Below are 13,876 nucleotides of genomic sequence, written 5' to 3' on the forward strand. Positions count from 1 at the left end.
CAAAAACGAGGCGGAAGGCCTCTCCCACCCCGAAATTTTATAAATTCTATAATGTCAAGAAAGACGTCCAATCGCTTGAACGTCCAGAGTTCACTATTCTTGGATCAGCGTATACAGCTCGTTGGTCACTTTAAACTGATCCTTAAGTCCCGATGTGACATAAATTTTGTCGTCCTTCGTGATGAACAAGGCTTCCGTTACCTCATTATAATTTTCAACAAACTCCATCCCTTTCTCCAAGCCCATCACAAAAACCACAGTAGATAGCGCATCGGCATCCGTCGCATTATCCGTTAAGATGGTTACGCTCTTCAGCTCGTTTTGCGCCGGCGCGCCAGTTCTGGGGTCAAGAATATGGTGATACATCACCCCGTCCTCAACAAAATACCGCTCATAGACTCCCGAGGTATTAATCACCTGATCATTTAAGCGAATAGTCCCCATCGTCGTCCCGCGCGAGCTGTCAGGATCCTGCAGTCCAACGATCCAGTCGTCACCGTTCGGCTTGCTTCCAACCACGATGATACTGCTGCCGCCAAGGTCAACTAATGCGCTCTTTACGCCTTCTTCACGAAGATAAGCTGCGATTTTGTCTGCCGCATACCCTTTCCCGATGCCGCCGAGATCCAGAATCATCCCCGGTGTTTTCAGAAAAATCGTTCGCTTGGTTTCGTCCATCACCACATTTTGATAACCAACCAAGCTAAGCTCCCGCTGCAAGTCCTCCGGAGCCGGAACATGGGCATCTTCATGTCCAATATCCCACAGATCAACCAATCCGCCAACGGTTGGGTCAAACAGCCCATCCGTCTCCTTGGCATAATTCAGCGAGCGTTTTAATACCTCTATCGTATCTTCGGATACTTCAACCGCCTCTACGCCTGCCTCCTGATTCACTTTGTAGAGCTGGCTTGTCTCCAAAGTCCGGCTAAGCTCCTCGTCCAACGTTTTCAACATCGCATCGATATGATCCAAATGCTCTTCGCCCTTCGGGTCCTCATACAATTTGATGTTAACCACCGTATCAAAAATATAATATTGTCTTGAGGTCGGCTCTGCGGCCGCCGTTTTGTCCTTCGGATTCGCCTCGCCTCCGCACCCGGATAAGAGGATCGTCAGCATTGCCGTCAAGCCGAAAAGTACAGCCCGTTTGCGCCATTTCTGTGTTCGTTGCATCGTTTCACCTCATTTGAAAGTTCACGCAGCTCGTGGTTAACTTCCCGTATTGTATAATTTTCATCACACTTCGTCTAGGAAGAACATCACGGTGACTTGAGTACTGCAAAGAGGAACACGAACCTAAATGCAAAAAGAAGCGAGATAGATCTCGCTCCCACAATGATCAAGCCTCAAACCGAAGTTGATCCGAAATTCGTTTATCTTAATAAGTCATCTTCTCGAGTGATGTTATCGTATGAACGGTTATACCGCCGATAATCGTCTAAATACTGCCGCTCATGATTTTTTACATAGTAGAAGGTACCCCATCCGCTGAAAACGAGGAACAACACCAACATAATTCGGTAAGCCAACGTAAAATGGTCTGTGGCAAACCCGATCACAATACCTAAGATCGCTATACCCAATAGTCCCCAAAGGATTGATTTCATGATCTTTTTTACCAATTTCCATATCCCCCCTTATCTATTATGAATTGGATTATAGCATATTTTTCCTAGGTAAAGAGATTCTGTTATTTGTTTGCTATTTTGTGGAAATGACTGTGATCCCAGTCACTCAATCGCTGCCGATCGAGCGATATGCTTCTGGCAGAAACGGAGGTGCAGTGTCTCAAATCTAACTACGTGAAAATCAACACAATCTTCAGCACCTCCTGTCTTCGAAATCAATCAAGGAGGTTTCTCGATGAACCAAAGTCAAATCCCAACCGATACGCGTCACGAGCCGTCCATGTTCTGTTACCAATGCCAAGAGACCGCGGGTGGAACGGGCTGCACCATCACAGGTGTTTGCGGAAAGTCTGAGGAGGTTGCGAATCTGCAGGATTTGTTGGTCTATGTCCTCAAGGGGGCGTCATTCCTTGCCTTAGACAGCGACCTGCCGGAGCCGCTTGACCGGCAGCTATCCGTATTTACCATGAACTCCTTGTTTGCGACAATAACGAACGCTAATTTTGATCGCAACTATTTCGTGAGCCATATCCGGGAGGCTCTTGCCTTGCGAGATATTGTTAGAAGCTACTGGATGAAGAAGCACTCTGACGATGAGGCTGTCTTACCCGATGCCGCGCTCTGGGAGCCTAGAGATGAAAGCCAGTTCGCAGGTAAAGCCCAACAGGTCGGGGTCCTCTCTACCGCCAACGAAGATATTCGTTCCTTACGTGAACTATTAACCTACGGACTTAAGGGGATGGCCGCTTACACCTACCATGCCTATCAATTGGGTTATACCGACGGAAGGATTCATCACTTTATGCGCCAGGCGCTGGCTGCAACCTTGGACGATACCTTAACAACCGATAATCTTGTCGCCTTGGTCCTGGAAGCGGGCAAATATGGCGTCGAAGCCATGTCCTTGTTGGATCGAGCCAATACAAGCACCTATGGTCATCCGGAAGTAACCCAGGTCAATCTCGGTGTACGGAATCGCCCAGGTATATTGATCAGTGGTCATGATTTGAAGGATTTAGAAGAGCTGCTGCTCCAAACGGAAGGCACCGGCGTGGACGTATACACTCACAGTGAGATGCTCCCAGCCCACTACTATCCGGCATTCAAAAAATACAGCCATTTCGTCGGCAACTACGGCAATGCCTGGTGGCAGCAAACGAGGGAATTCGAAGCCTTTAACGGTCCGATTCTCATGACGACCAACTGTATCGTGCCGCCAAAGGATAGTTACCGGGATCGACTTTACACAACGGGGAACACCGGTTATCCTGGAGCACGTCATATTCCGGATGGCAAGGACGGGAAGCCAAAGGACTTCTCAGCACTCATCGCGCATGCCCAAAATTGTCCGCCGCCAACCGAGCTCGAAAGCGGGCATATTGTCGGCGGCTTTGCCCATCATACTGTGACTCGTTTGGCGGATCAGATCGTTCAGGCAGTGAAGAGCGGTGCGATCAAACGGTTTTTTGTTATGGCGGGGTGTGACGGACGAATGAAATCGCGGAACTACTACACCGAGTTTGCTAAGGCACTTCCTCGGGATACCGTGATCCTGACCGCCGGTTGTGCCAAGTACAAATACAATAAGCTGGACCTGGGGGATATTGGCGGGATACCCCGCGTCCTTGATGCGGGTCAATGTAATGATTCCTATTCACTCGCCGTCATTGCACTGAAACTAAAGGAATTGTTCGGTCTTGAGGATATCAACGAGCTGCCGATATCGTACAATGTTGCCTGGTATGAACAAAAAGCCGTCATCGTCCTGCTCGCTCTGCTCCATCTCGGTGTCAAGAACATTCACCTCGGCCCTACTTTGCCGGCCTTCCTGTCCCCCAACGTAGCGAAGGTCCTGATCGACAAGTTTGGCATCGGGGGCATTACGAATGTAGAGGAAGATATGGCCATGTTTCTTGGAGCTTTGGCGTAACGTGTGCAAATCGAAAGGACCCCCTATCACGTGATGTGAATGAGGGGGTCCTTTCGATTCCAGTCACTATATCGTTACTCGCTTAATAATGAGAGTTGGATTGCCGCCAAAGTCGGATACTCACGATACTGTTTAAAAACAACCTTCACCCTCCGGGCTGTCGTAACCGGAAGGATGACAATCTTCTTGTAACCGATTATCGAACCTTCTCCAATCAAACGCCATTCACCGAGAAGTGCAGTTTCCTCGTTGGACTTATCCTCGGTAAGTTCCGATGCCCACAGCTCAAACGCCTCTCTACCCGCTGTCCTTGTTCAATCTGTTCCTGTAAAATAACCGCGTTAAATGCCCTCGCCTCCGGTAAAACGATTTGTACCCAAGGCTCAGCATCCGACGCAGACGGTCTCCAAGCGCGATCCGGTGTGGCCTCGGCAAGAGCTTCGGCCGCCTCCTCCTGGGAAGCGGCACTCGATCCTATCCATACGGCCCCTTCGTTCAGCCTTGGATCATTTAATTCCTGGATTCGGCGTCCCAGCTTGGCCAGAACTTCACGATCCGGCGCTGCGATCACCCCATCCCGGTTAGGCGGGATGTTAAGCAGGAACATGGCATTACCGCCAACGGATTTCAAGTAGATGTCGAACAGTTCACGGTCGCTCCGCACCTGCCCGTCCTCTTCGGCATGGTAGAACCACCCCGGACGGATGGACGTGTTCACTTCAGCCGGATACCACACCCATTCTCCGCCATACCGAGCAATCGCCCGCCTGCTGCCCAGATCCTCTTCCATCGAGTTGATCGAACGAGCGAAGGACGGGTCATCGGTTTGTTGCGATTTTTCCGCCGTTTTCTCCGCATCTTGCAAAGCCCGAGGTACAACGCTCCATTCTTCCCGCCGCGTATGCCCTGCCTCGTTGCCAACCCAGCGGATATCCGGGCCGCATACGCTGATCACGCATTGCGGCTGCAGCCGGCGAATCGTCTCATAGTAACGGTCCCAATCGTACTGCTGCCGCTTGCCGGAGGGGCCTTCTCCGTTGGCGCCGTCCAGCCACACGCAGCTAATCTCGCCATATTGAGTAAGCAGCTCCGTCAGTTGATTCACGTAAAAATCGTCATACGCGGCTCCTTCCCCGTAGCTGGCTTCGGTCCGATCCCAAGGCGACAGGTATACTCCGAATTTCAGCCCGGCCTTCTGGCAAGCGTCCGAAACTTCGCGAACCACATCCCCCTTGCCGCCTTTCCACGGGCTGGCTGCGACCGTATGCTTCGTGTATCGGCTGGGCCAGAGGCAGAAGCCGTCATGATGTTTGCAGGTCAGTATGACGGCTTTCATGCCGGCTTGTTTTAAGATGGCCACCCATTCCGTGGCGTCGAGCTGCTTCGGGTTAAACAGCACCGGATCTTCATGACCCGTCCCCCACTCTCTGCCGGTCATCGTGTTCATCCCAAAGTGAATAAACCCGTAAAACTCTAACTTTTGCCAAGAAAGCTGCCTGCTCGAGGGCCTGATATTAAAAATTTCGTTTAGATTCATCAGAACAATTCCTTTCCAGTGGCATTTCGTTCGAGTAAAAAAGTTCTTAAATGAACTCCATTATGGAGTGTAATGTGTCCCAGCTCTCCCAGCTTCCGCCAACCTCGCGAAATATCGAATGGTAAAATCACGGAATCGGGCCGCGATTTGCTTCATATAGCGATCCTTCGGCCAGGACAAGGAAATGGTTCGCTTACACCAGCTTTCTTCGAGTCTGAGCAAGCGGACCCCCGTACCAGTGGATCCGGCCCAAGTAAGGGCGGGCAGGAAAGCCACGCCTTGTCCCGCACGAATGAGTCCGCGTACGGTGGCCGGATCGTCGCTTTCGAAGCGAATCCGGGGCTTGAATCCGGCCAGCCGGCAGAAGGCATCCGTCGTTTCCCGCAACGACTGGCCGGAAGGAAGCATGATGAAATCTTCCTCCCGAAGCTCTTTTAAGCTTACCTGCTGCCGCTGAGCGAGCGGATGGTCAACCGGAACAGCCACCAGAATATCTTCTTCCAGCAAGGAGACGGTTGCGGCTCCCGGAGGGGACTCCGCTCCGTCCGAGAGGCATAAATCGTAGTTCGTCCGAGTGTCCAGCGGGGAAACATGCTGCAGCAAGTTGAATTGAGCCTGTGGACATTCCGCGCGAAAATCCGCCAACAAGTCTGGCAGCAAATGCGAGGATACCCGGACGTCCAGCGTAAGAACGGGAGAGGCGAGTCCGCTGGCATCCTGCAGCTGGCGCTTCCCATCCTCGAGCGCGTCCAAAGCAAGATCTACCTGCTGAAGAAACCTTCTGCCATGCTCGTTTAAGCGGATTGTCTTGCGTTCCCGGTGGAACAACTCGGTCCCAAGCTCCGCTTCCAGGGATGCAATCATTTTACTTAGTGCCGGCTGCGAGATATGCAAGCTTTGGGCTGCTTTCGTCATATGCTCCAAACGAGCCACTGTCTGAAAATACTTCAGCTGCAACAACTCCACTCCGATCTGGCCTCCTGCTTCATAACCAATCAGTTATGATCTTTATAAACAAATATATATTATGGTTCATCAACATAAGCAAGCTATAATAGTCACAACAACGACAGGACAGGAGAGAATCCCCTTGATTGTACAGACGTTATCAGGCAAGGTTGAGGGCGTTAAGCTAGATGGCGCCTACGTTTTCCGTGGCATTCCTTATGCCGCTCCAACGGGAGGATCACGAAGATTCAAGCCGCCGGCTCCCCCGCTTCCCTGGCAAGGCGTACGGCGATGTGATCGGTATGGTCATGCTGCCCCTCAGAATCCTGCTCAGGAAGGCCTTCTAGCGGAGCTAACGCAGTCCGAAGATTGCTTGGTTCTGAACGTATGGATGCCGGAGGACTTCGGCGATGAGCTGAAGCCCGTAATGGTCTATATTCACGGCGGCGGATTCGTATCGGGAACCGGCGCGGATTGTGACGGTTCCAAATACGCGTCGGAGGAAGGGATCGTCTATGTATCGATCAACTATCGGCTGGGGGCATTGGGTTTCTTGGAGTTAAGTGAGTTACTGGGCGAAGAATACGCGAGCTCGGGCAATAATGGCATGCTTGATATTGTCGCTGCCCTGCGGTGGGTTCAGCACAATATCGCCGCTTTTGGCGGCGACCCGTCGCGCGTCACGGTGATCGGGAACTCCGCTGGCGCCAAATGCGTGGCTTCGCTGTACGTCATGCCCAAGGCGCGCAGCCTGTTTCACCGAGCCATCGCCCAAAGCGGAGCCACGCAAGCGATACGCGATCGCAAGACGGCTAACATAACAACACGAAGACTACTGGAGCAGCTAAACATATCACCGGCAGATGCGCACCGATTGTTCGAGCTTCCCGCAGAGAAACTAATTGAAGCCCAATCGGCGGTTGGCTTCGATACCTCGCGCGGTCTGCATATGTTTGGCCCAGTGGCCGATGGGTTCATGATCCCTATGGATCCGCTGGCGAGCCTTGAAGGTAGTGAGGGGCTGCCGCCGCTCTTGATCGGGTCCAACGAGGATGAGGCAGCGATCTTTATCCATAATGATCCGTTGCTAAGATCTCCGGACCGGGAGACGCTGGAGAGATTATTTGGAATCAATGCGGAAGTGGCATGGATGGCTTATCAGCACTACCAGACATTGATGACACCAGAAGCTGCATGGAATCGAACGTTAACCGAGCACCTGTACGCCATAGGGGCCATGCAGTTCGCGGAAGCGGTAGCTTCAGCGGGAGCGCCCGTATGGATGTACCGGCTTCGGTGCGGCGGAAGACTGGGAGCGATCCACGGGTTTGAAGGAAGCCTAATCCAAACGGCCTTAGCCGCAGGTGACCCCGGCTCCATCCCTGCGCTCCCCTCCGACGATCCGTATTTGGTGACAGCTGAAATGAATGGACTTGCCCGCGGGATGAGGGCGGCTTGGTGTGCTTTTATCCGCAATGGTGACCCGAATACGGAACTTTTACCCGCGTGGCCAGTCTACGGAGCAAATCATGCCATTATGGTGCTGGACCTCGTAAGTTCTGTGCATCAGGACTTGCCGGCTCCTGCGGGGATCTGCGTTCCTCACCCGGTTTGGAGGATGCCTTGATTCCGCTGCTCGAAGTTGCCTTGGTCATGTTGGCGCTTGGCCTGCTCCTTGGCTTCGTAGGCGCCGGCGGATCGGGATTTATTATTTCAATTCTAACCGTTGTGTTCGGTTACCCGATTCATACAGCGCTAGGGACTGCACTCGCGGCCATGTTCTTCTCATCCTTCTCCGGTTCGATCAGCCATTACCGGGAAGGGAATATGAAGCTGCGGCCCGGGGTGGTCGTCGGCTTAACCGGTGCAGCGGGTGCGTGGATCAGCTCCGGTTGGTCCTCCCTGATTCCCGAAGATCAGCTGGGATACTTGACCTCCGGCATGCTGTTTGCTTCCGGATTCGCCCTATGGTTTCGCATGGCCTATGTCTCCCGGCGACCGCAGACGCCCGAGAGCATGAACGCCGCCTCCCCCGTCCAAGGCTGGCGGTTCTGGGTGAATGCACCGCTCGTTGGCTTCCTGACCGGCGCTTTATCAGGGCTGTTCGGCATCGGGTCGACCCCTTTCATCCAACTGGGGCTGATGTTGCTCCTTGGAATGTCCATGCGATATGCCGCCGGTACAACGATGCTGGTCATCATGCCGATTGCCCTCGCCGGAGGGGCCGGTTACTTTACCATCGGTTACTTGGATATGCACTTGCTCGCCGCCGTTGTCATCGGTACGATGAGCGGCGCGTATATTGGCGCCACGTTCACGAAGCGCGTACCTGCGGCTTGGCTCAAAACGTGCATGGTGCTCACTCCGATGCTGGGCGGTGCCATTCTCTTGCTGTAGACCGTCGATCCCCAAAGAAACGAAGGACCCTCTGATGAGGGTCCTTCGTTTTTGGATTAAATTAGCTAAGCTGCAGTGTCGTAATGCACGTTTGATCTCCATCAAACGTAGAGATTTCCGATTCCGCGGTTTTACCCGCATGACTGACCTGAATGCGGTACGTTTGATCACGTGGCAGCCACAAGTCGATAAATCCGTTTGCTTGGGACGTCATCTTCTGGTCCACCACGGTATTCCCCTTTGCATCGGTGACAGTGACTTGAAACTCTTGCTCGCTCATCTCACCGCGGCATCCGGTCAAGCTATGGATCTCGCAAGGATGGGTCTGATTCTCGTAAGGCGCGATCGAGACGAAAAATTCGTCCTTCGGCAGTTCATACGTCTTCGAGTCTCCCTTATCCCCGTCTACGATCAAATGGCTGGACGTAATCGAAGCGGACTTCGCGCTGAGTTTCCCTATGCTGTAATCATGAACCATCTGCTTGATGATCTGGGCGTCTATAGCGTTCGATTCCGTTTGCTTATCGGCTTGACCCGTGAGGAGAAAATAGCTTCCCAACGCGGCAAGCACAATGACCCCGGCCGCTGCCAAGATGGTATTGCGTTTCATTTATCGGCACCCTTTCGTTCTCTCGTATTCAATTGCTTGTTCCTTTTTGAACAATCCAATTATAGCATAATCTTCACAATGTTTCCCATTGTGATCGGAGGAACAGCTTGTAAATCCGCCTCCAGGCAATTTTCAACAGCATATACACCGGAATGACGATCAACATTCCAATGATTCCAAACCAATTACCGCTACCCAACACGAGCAAAATCGTTGTCACTGGGTGGATGTCCAGCTTTTTACCGAACACGTAGGGGGAGATCACATTATCCTGAATCTGCTGCGCCACCAAAATGATCACCAACGCCCAAATGCCGGTAGACGGCGACTCAATGAGGCCGATAATAACAATGGGGATCGCCGAGATAATCGCTCCAAACAGAGGGATAAAATTCATAATCACCGCAATCGTCGTCAATAACAACGCATACGGCAGCCCGATGATCAAGAAGCCTATAAACATCAGCACACCCAAAGCGGCATTGACGATCACCCGGCCGATAATATAATCATTTAACGCCTTATCCATTTCAGTCGCAGCGCGATACACTTCTTTCCGATAGCGAATGGGCGAGAGCTTGACCAGACTGCGTTTGAAGCGATGCCCTTCCTTCAGCATGTAGTAGAGCAGGATCGGGAACGTAAACATCACAATCGCAAACTGGGACAGGAAAGAGAAGAAACTGCTCAAGTAATTGGTTAAAAAGGTGATCCCCTGGCTCAAATACTTCGAAAAATCAGCGGCTAATCCGGAGTCAGAAGGAAGAATGGACGCTAGGAACGGCAGATCTCCCCATTCCTGCAATCGCTCCTCAAGCAAGCTGATAAACTGAGGGATGTTTTGTACTAAATTAATCAATTGGGCTTGCAACATCGGCCAGACCACCGCGATAAAGGCCATCGCCAAGATCGCCAAGACGACATAAAGAATCAAGATCGCCAAAGACCGACGGATCTTATGTTTCTCCATATACTGAACCAGAGGGCGAAGCAAATAGTAAAAGAATCCGGACAGCAAGATCGGAATCATCAGGGCCCCGATCACAGCCTCCATTGGACGGAAAAACGGCCTCACGAGGGAGAATACATACACGATGGCCAGCAGAATTAAAACGAACTTTGCTCCACGTGTCCACCTTTCCAACAAATTCATTCATCATCACCTATCTTTGTATAATTCGTTGTGAAAAAGTTCTCTATTCTATATTATTGGTTTTCAGATCAAAAATAAAATTCGTTGGAATGAACCCCCGATCGATCGAGGTTGGGAGAGCTTTACGTTCATGTTAGCGATAAACGTTATGATGTGAACAAGAAGATAAAATGGGGGGATTTCGACTAAAAAGTTCCGCTATCTAAAATAGGAGAAGAGCGGTCCTAGCCGTCTTCTCCTATCTCTGAAATCGAAATGCCGGATTAGCTTAATTGATGGTAAACACAACACGCGGTTTACCAGAAGAGTCACCCCAAACACTTTCAACCGATGAAAGTGGTACAACTTTTGTATTAACCTGTAGATTTGCTGTCTTAACTATTTCATAAACATTTCGAATTGCCTCAAAAAACTTAGGCATGATTACGCTACCCAGACCACTACCCAGTATTTGGACAGCTGATGAACGAAGCACTGAGCTTGGCAAATCAATATTCTCTTGGCCACTAGACGCGCCAACATTCACAAAACGTACGATATGCCCCTTAGGGATACACTTATAAACGGTCATGATAATGGATCTAGCGCTTTCTCCCCACAAATAGTCGATAATCACATCGATACCTTCAGCAAACTGTTCCTCTAATGCCTTTTCAAACTTCTGAACGCCCTCCGTGCCATCCAACTGAAATGGGACAACGACATCAGCGCCTAAAGCATGTAGCTCTTGAAGTTCTCGTTCATTTCGACCCGTTGCAATAACTTTCTTGGCACCAAGATGCTTCGCAATTTGAACAGCAAGCCGCCCCGCAGTGCCTGTAGCACCGTTAATCAAAACCGTTTCATTCGGTTGTAAATGGGCACGGTCATTCAAGGCGACCCAACTTGACATGGCTGGATTCGGAATGGCAGCTGCTGTAATATCATCGACTGTATCGGGGATCTTCACCATGTAATCTGGTCGAACAAGGGTCTGCTCGGCCAGTGCACCATATGGAGCTTCTGGCAATAAGAAATAAACACGTTGACCATCAGCCGTAATTCCAACCCCTTCGGCACCTGCAACCTTAGGATAAACGGCATCTGCACTGTAGTGGTTCCCTTCTGAGAGAGCTCTGCTCAAATTACTTAACGCTGAAGCCTTCACATGAACTAATACCTTACCATCGGTCGCTACTGGGGTGTCAAATTCACCATAAACCGGGGATTGCCCTTTTGCATGAATGATTGCTGCTTTCATCCGGCATGTTCCTTTCTTTTATATAGTCAACTTATAAACAGTTTATATCTTACTTTTATACATCGACTGTTATTAAGTAAGAAACCTTTCGCCATAATTATACTTGCTAGTTTGTTATAGCACAAAACTTCTCAAACCATCGTTTGGGCTCATTTTTTTAAAAATTTCGTTAAAAAGCGGTATAAACCATCCACCTTCTAAATAAACCACGGATCTGCTAACAGATCCTTAGTTTCAGCTGCTCATCTGCGGGTTAGATATTAGTATTTCCATAATGAGTGATAATGTAATACAAAAAGAGAAGAGCGACATAGCCGCCCTTCTCCGATTTCATTCCCTGCTCCTTCTTCACTTCAACCTGCCTGCTGGCCGGCTGCATCAATTCTGGCCTGCGAGGCATTCGAGCACTTCTTGCAAACTTTCAGCTGTTGCCCTGAGCTGGTGTTTTTGACGTATAACAGCTTAATCCGCGTGCTTCCACACACCGGACAAGTGCCGCGACCGCGCGAAGGTAAATTCCAAAGTGATTTTCCACGTTTGTTTTTGGCCATCATCTAATCCCCTTCAACGATAAAATAAGTTCATTTCCGAAACTAGAAGATTTTCTTATGCTCCCGATCCTCTTTCAGAATTTCCACGGCCTCGCGGAACCGCAGGCTGTGCACGATCTCCCGCTCACGCAGGAACTTCAGGCTGTCTTGGATATCCACGTCGTCGGTCATGTCGATGAGCCACTGGTATGTAGCCCGCGCTTTCTCTTCGGCCGCAATGTCCTCGTACAGGTCGGCGATGGGATCGCCTTTGGCCTGGATGTACGTCGCCGTCCACGGTACTCCTGCCGCGTTCTCATAAAACAGCGCCTTATCGTGGTTTACATAATACGGGTCTAATCCCGCCGCCTTCAGCTGCTCTGGTGTCGCATCTTTGGTCAACTTATAGACCATCGTTGCGATCATTTCGAGATGGGCGAACTCTTCTGTACACATTAGTTATCGTTTTTGGATTAATCGTTTAATAAAGAAGATAAATAACCCATTGACCACAGGGATATGGCTATATACGTGGTTATCAGGATTGAACTCTAGGGTTTTATCAATTCAAATAAATTGCCATCCTTCGATCCAGTAGCATGATCCTGTTAGCATAACCATTTTCATCAAACATGACAGAAACTACATAGACCTTTTCTGCCTCTTCTTGTGATATAGCTGGAGAAGACTCGTTCAAATAGGTTTTGTTGATTGAATCGTACGCATAATCCAAATTCAAAGGGGTCTCAAGAAAAAAATTATTTCCATATATTTTCTTTAATTCGTCCTTCAGCATTCCAATTTTAAGGCTTGAATGCTCGTATGCAGAATCCTTGTTTAAGACTAAACCTACCACTTTATTATCACGGTACATAATGGTCACACCTGACTTGTACTCGTACCCAAAAGCTCCCTTTTCCCCGGTCCCCAGCACCTTCTCGGCCTCAGATCTACTCATACCATAAGAGACCTTCGATTTCGTATCGCCGATTTTATGTATGCTAATATCACTGATAGTTATTCCACCGGCATTTCCACTGTTACATCCTGACAACAGTAAAAATAATATAAATATTAGTGCATAAATTCCCTTTGTGTTCACCTAATCACCTCTAACTTTTTACCTAGATATTAACAAAAAAGGACCGACCAAGCTACGATCGACCGGTCAATTCAGCTGATAAAATATCACCGACTTTAATCCACTTCCACTCCCCAGGTGCCGTGGTCAATTTATTTTTCCTCCACTCCGCCACTCACAATGATATTGTCATACTCTCCCCAGACGCGCAGCGTGATCCACCGACGCTACCGAAAATCCTCTGCAATAACCCGTTCAATCTGCTCGATCTCTTGCACATCCAACTCCGGCCGAGCCTTCCTATGCTCCCTTCGGCTCCCATAGCCCTGCCCCTAACCTGCTTTTCAAAACACTCGTCCAGTAATCGATATTGCTGCCGGTTGTTGTGGTCGTGATTTTAGGATGCTGTTGTGGCTGGTCCCTATCCCATGCCTCAAGGATAACGTGTCCAAATGCGGATTATCCGGCCAAAAGATGTATCTCTGCTCTACCAAGACACGAAGGCCCGCATAAATGTCTTGCTTGCTCCTTCCTGTTTTGATTTCTAATTCCACCATCGTCGGCATATGGTGTCGTTGCGTTGAGTAGTTATATAGGATTCGAAGTAACTTTCGTTCTAGGTCTGAAAGCAAGTTGATGCCTCCCGAATAAGAACATTTGTTTGTATTATACTGATAATGAGACATCTTATCAAATAGATGGTATAATCCTCCTAACCAAATAAAGTCCAGCGGTATGATGTCAAGCTGTTGATTTAATCGAATTGGAAATTTCCCGTGCCTGTTGAGCGCGGAGTCACGAAAAAAGGGCGCATCAAAC

General features: G+C 49.8%; 11 protein-coding genes and 2 pseudogenes. 3 read left to right on the forward strand and 10 right to left on the reverse strand.

Annotated elements, in window-relative coordinates:
* Window positions 1-93: 93 nt before the first annotated feature.
* A complete protein-coding gene (locus RW092_RS12440; protein WP_016312874.1) occupies window positions 94-1,176 on the reverse strand; it encodes an FAD:protein FMN transferase in 1,083 nt (360 codons plus the stop codon).
* A gap of 690 nt (window positions 1,177-1,866) precedes the next feature.
* Here RW092_RS12440 and hcp point away from each other — a divergent pair.
* Window positions 1,867-3,561: a hydroxylamine reductase gene (gene hcp / locus RW092_RS12445; protein ID WP_085279228.1), complete on the forward strand. Its 1,695-nt coding sequence runs from the start codon at window positions 1,867-1,869 to the stop codon at window positions 3,559-3,561.
* 214 nt (window positions 3,562-3,775) lie between these two features.
* On the opposite strand, the gene RW092_RS12450 is transcribed toward hcp, so the two are convergent.
* Both RW092_RS12450 and RW092_RS12455 read right to left on the reverse strand, forming a co-directional pair.
* Window positions 3,776-4,999 carry an alpha-L-fucosidase gene (locus RW092_RS12450; RefSeq protein ID WP_316010347.1) on the reverse strand — a complete coding sequence of 408 codons (1,224 nt, stop codon included), beginning with the start codon at window positions 4,997-4,999 and terminating at the stop codon, window positions 3,776-3,778.
* A gap of 159 nt (window positions 5,000-5,158) precedes the next feature.
* Window positions 5,159-6,064, reverse strand: coding sequence for a LysR family transcriptional regulator (locus tag RW092_RS12455; protein WP_316010348.1), 906 nt, complete (start codon window positions 6,062-6,064; stop codon window positions 5,159-5,161).
* Window positions 6,065-6,188: 124 nt separating this feature from the next.
* Here RW092_RS12455 and RW092_RS12460 point away from each other — a divergent pair, with 124 nt between their 5' ends.
* Window positions 6,189-7,673, forward strand: coding sequence for a carboxylesterase/lipase family protein (locus RW092_RS12460; RefSeq protein WP_316010349.1), 1,485 nt, complete (start codon window positions 6,189-6,191; stop codon window positions 7,671-7,673).
* Window positions 7,674-7,699: 26 nt separating this feature from the next.
* Window positions 7,700-8,443, forward strand: a complete 744-nt coding sequence (locus RW092_RS12465; RefSeq protein ID WP_316010351.1) for a sulfite exporter TauE/SafE family protein — start codon at window positions 7,700-7,702, stop codon at window positions 8,441-8,443.
* A 61-nt stretch (window positions 8,444-8,504) separates the two neighbouring features.
* On the opposite strand, the gene RW092_RS12470 is transcribed toward RW092_RS12465, so the two are convergent.
* The 7 genes and pseudogenes from RW092_RS12470 to RW092_RS12500 all read right to left on the reverse strand — a co-directional run.
* Entirely contained in the window at window positions 8,505-9,053 is a 549-nt protein-coding gene (locus tag RW092_RS12470) for a CueP family metal-binding protein (RefSeq protein ID WP_085170200.1), read from the reverse strand.
* Window positions 9,054-9,126: 73 nt separating this feature from the next.
* Window positions 9,127-10,206: an AI-2E family transporter gene (locus RW092_RS12475; RefSeq protein ID WP_028538242.1), complete on the reverse strand. Its 1,080-nt coding sequence runs from the start codon at window positions 10,204-10,206 to the stop codon at window positions 9,127-9,129.
* A gap of 268 nt (window positions 10,207-10,474) precedes the next feature.
* The gene (locus tag RW092_RS12480) at window positions 10,475-11,446 is read right to left on the reverse strand and encodes a quinone oxidoreductase family protein (RefSeq protein ID WP_127576006.1); all 972 of its coding nucleotides are present in this window, start codon (window positions 11,444-11,446) and stop codon (window positions 10,475-10,477) included.
* 353 nt (window positions 11,447-11,799) lie between these two features.
* On the reverse strand, window positions 11,800-11,997 hold the full coding sequence (locus RW092_RS12485) for a hypothetical protein (protein WP_036625379.1): 198 nt from the start codon (window positions 11,995-11,997) through the stop codon (window positions 11,800-11,802).
* Window positions 11,998-12,039: 42 nt separating this feature from the next.
* A pseudogene (locus tag RW092_RS12490) lies at window positions 12,040-12,426 on the reverse strand (manganese catalase family protein); the annotation flags it as partial.
* A 112-nt stretch (window positions 12,427-12,538) separates the two neighbouring features.
* Complete coding sequence (locus RW092_RS12495) at window positions 12,539-13,078, reverse strand: hypothetical protein (RefSeq protein ID WP_316010350.1); 540 nt, start codon at window positions 13,076-13,078, stop codon at window positions 12,539-12,541.
* 323 nt (window positions 13,079-13,401) lie between these two features.
* A pseudogene (locus tag RW092_RS12500) lies at window positions 13,402-13,876 on the reverse strand (hypothetical protein); the annotation flags it as partial.

Origin of the sequence: Paenibacillus sp. 3LSP (assembly GCF_032465655.1) — a bacterium.
GTDB classification, from domain to species: Bacteria; Bacillota; Bacilli; order Paenibacillales; family Paenibacillaceae; genus Fontibacillus; species Fontibacillus barengoltzii.

Bases quoted from the DNA above. Each gene is read 5' to 3' on its own strand.
- RW092_RS12480 (WP_127576006.1), bottom strand. From the start codon at position 11,446: ATGAAAGCAGCAATCATTCATGCAAAAGGGCAATCCCCGGTTTATGGT.
- RW092_RS12475 (WP_028538242.1), bottom strand. From the start codon at position 10,206: ATGAATTTGTTGGAAAGGTGGACACGTGGAGCAAAGTTCGTTTTAATT.
- RW092_RS12465 (WP_316010351.1), top strand. From the start codon at position 7,700: ATGTTGGCGCTTGGCCTGCTCCTTGGCTTCGTAGGCGCCGGCGGATCG.
- RW092_RS12440 (WP_016312874.1), bottom strand. From the start codon at position 1,176: ATGCAACGAACACAGAAATGGCGCAAACGGGCTGTACTTTTCGGCTTG.
- hcp (WP_085279228.1), top strand. From the start codon at position 1,867: ATGAACCAAAGTCAAATCCCAACCGATACGCGTCACGAGCCGTCCATG.
- RW092_RS12470 (WP_085170200.1), bottom strand. From the start codon at position 9,053: ATGAAACGCAATACCATCTTGGCAGCGGCCGGGGTCATTGTGCTTGCC.
- RW092_RS12450 (WP_316010347.1), bottom strand. From the start codon at position 4,999: ATGACCGGCAGAGAGTGGGGGACGGGTCATGAAGATCCGGTGCTGTTT.
- RW092_RS12485 (WP_036625379.1), bottom strand. From the start codon at position 11,997: ATGGCCAAAAACAAACGTGGAAAATCACTTTGGAATTTACCTTCGCGC.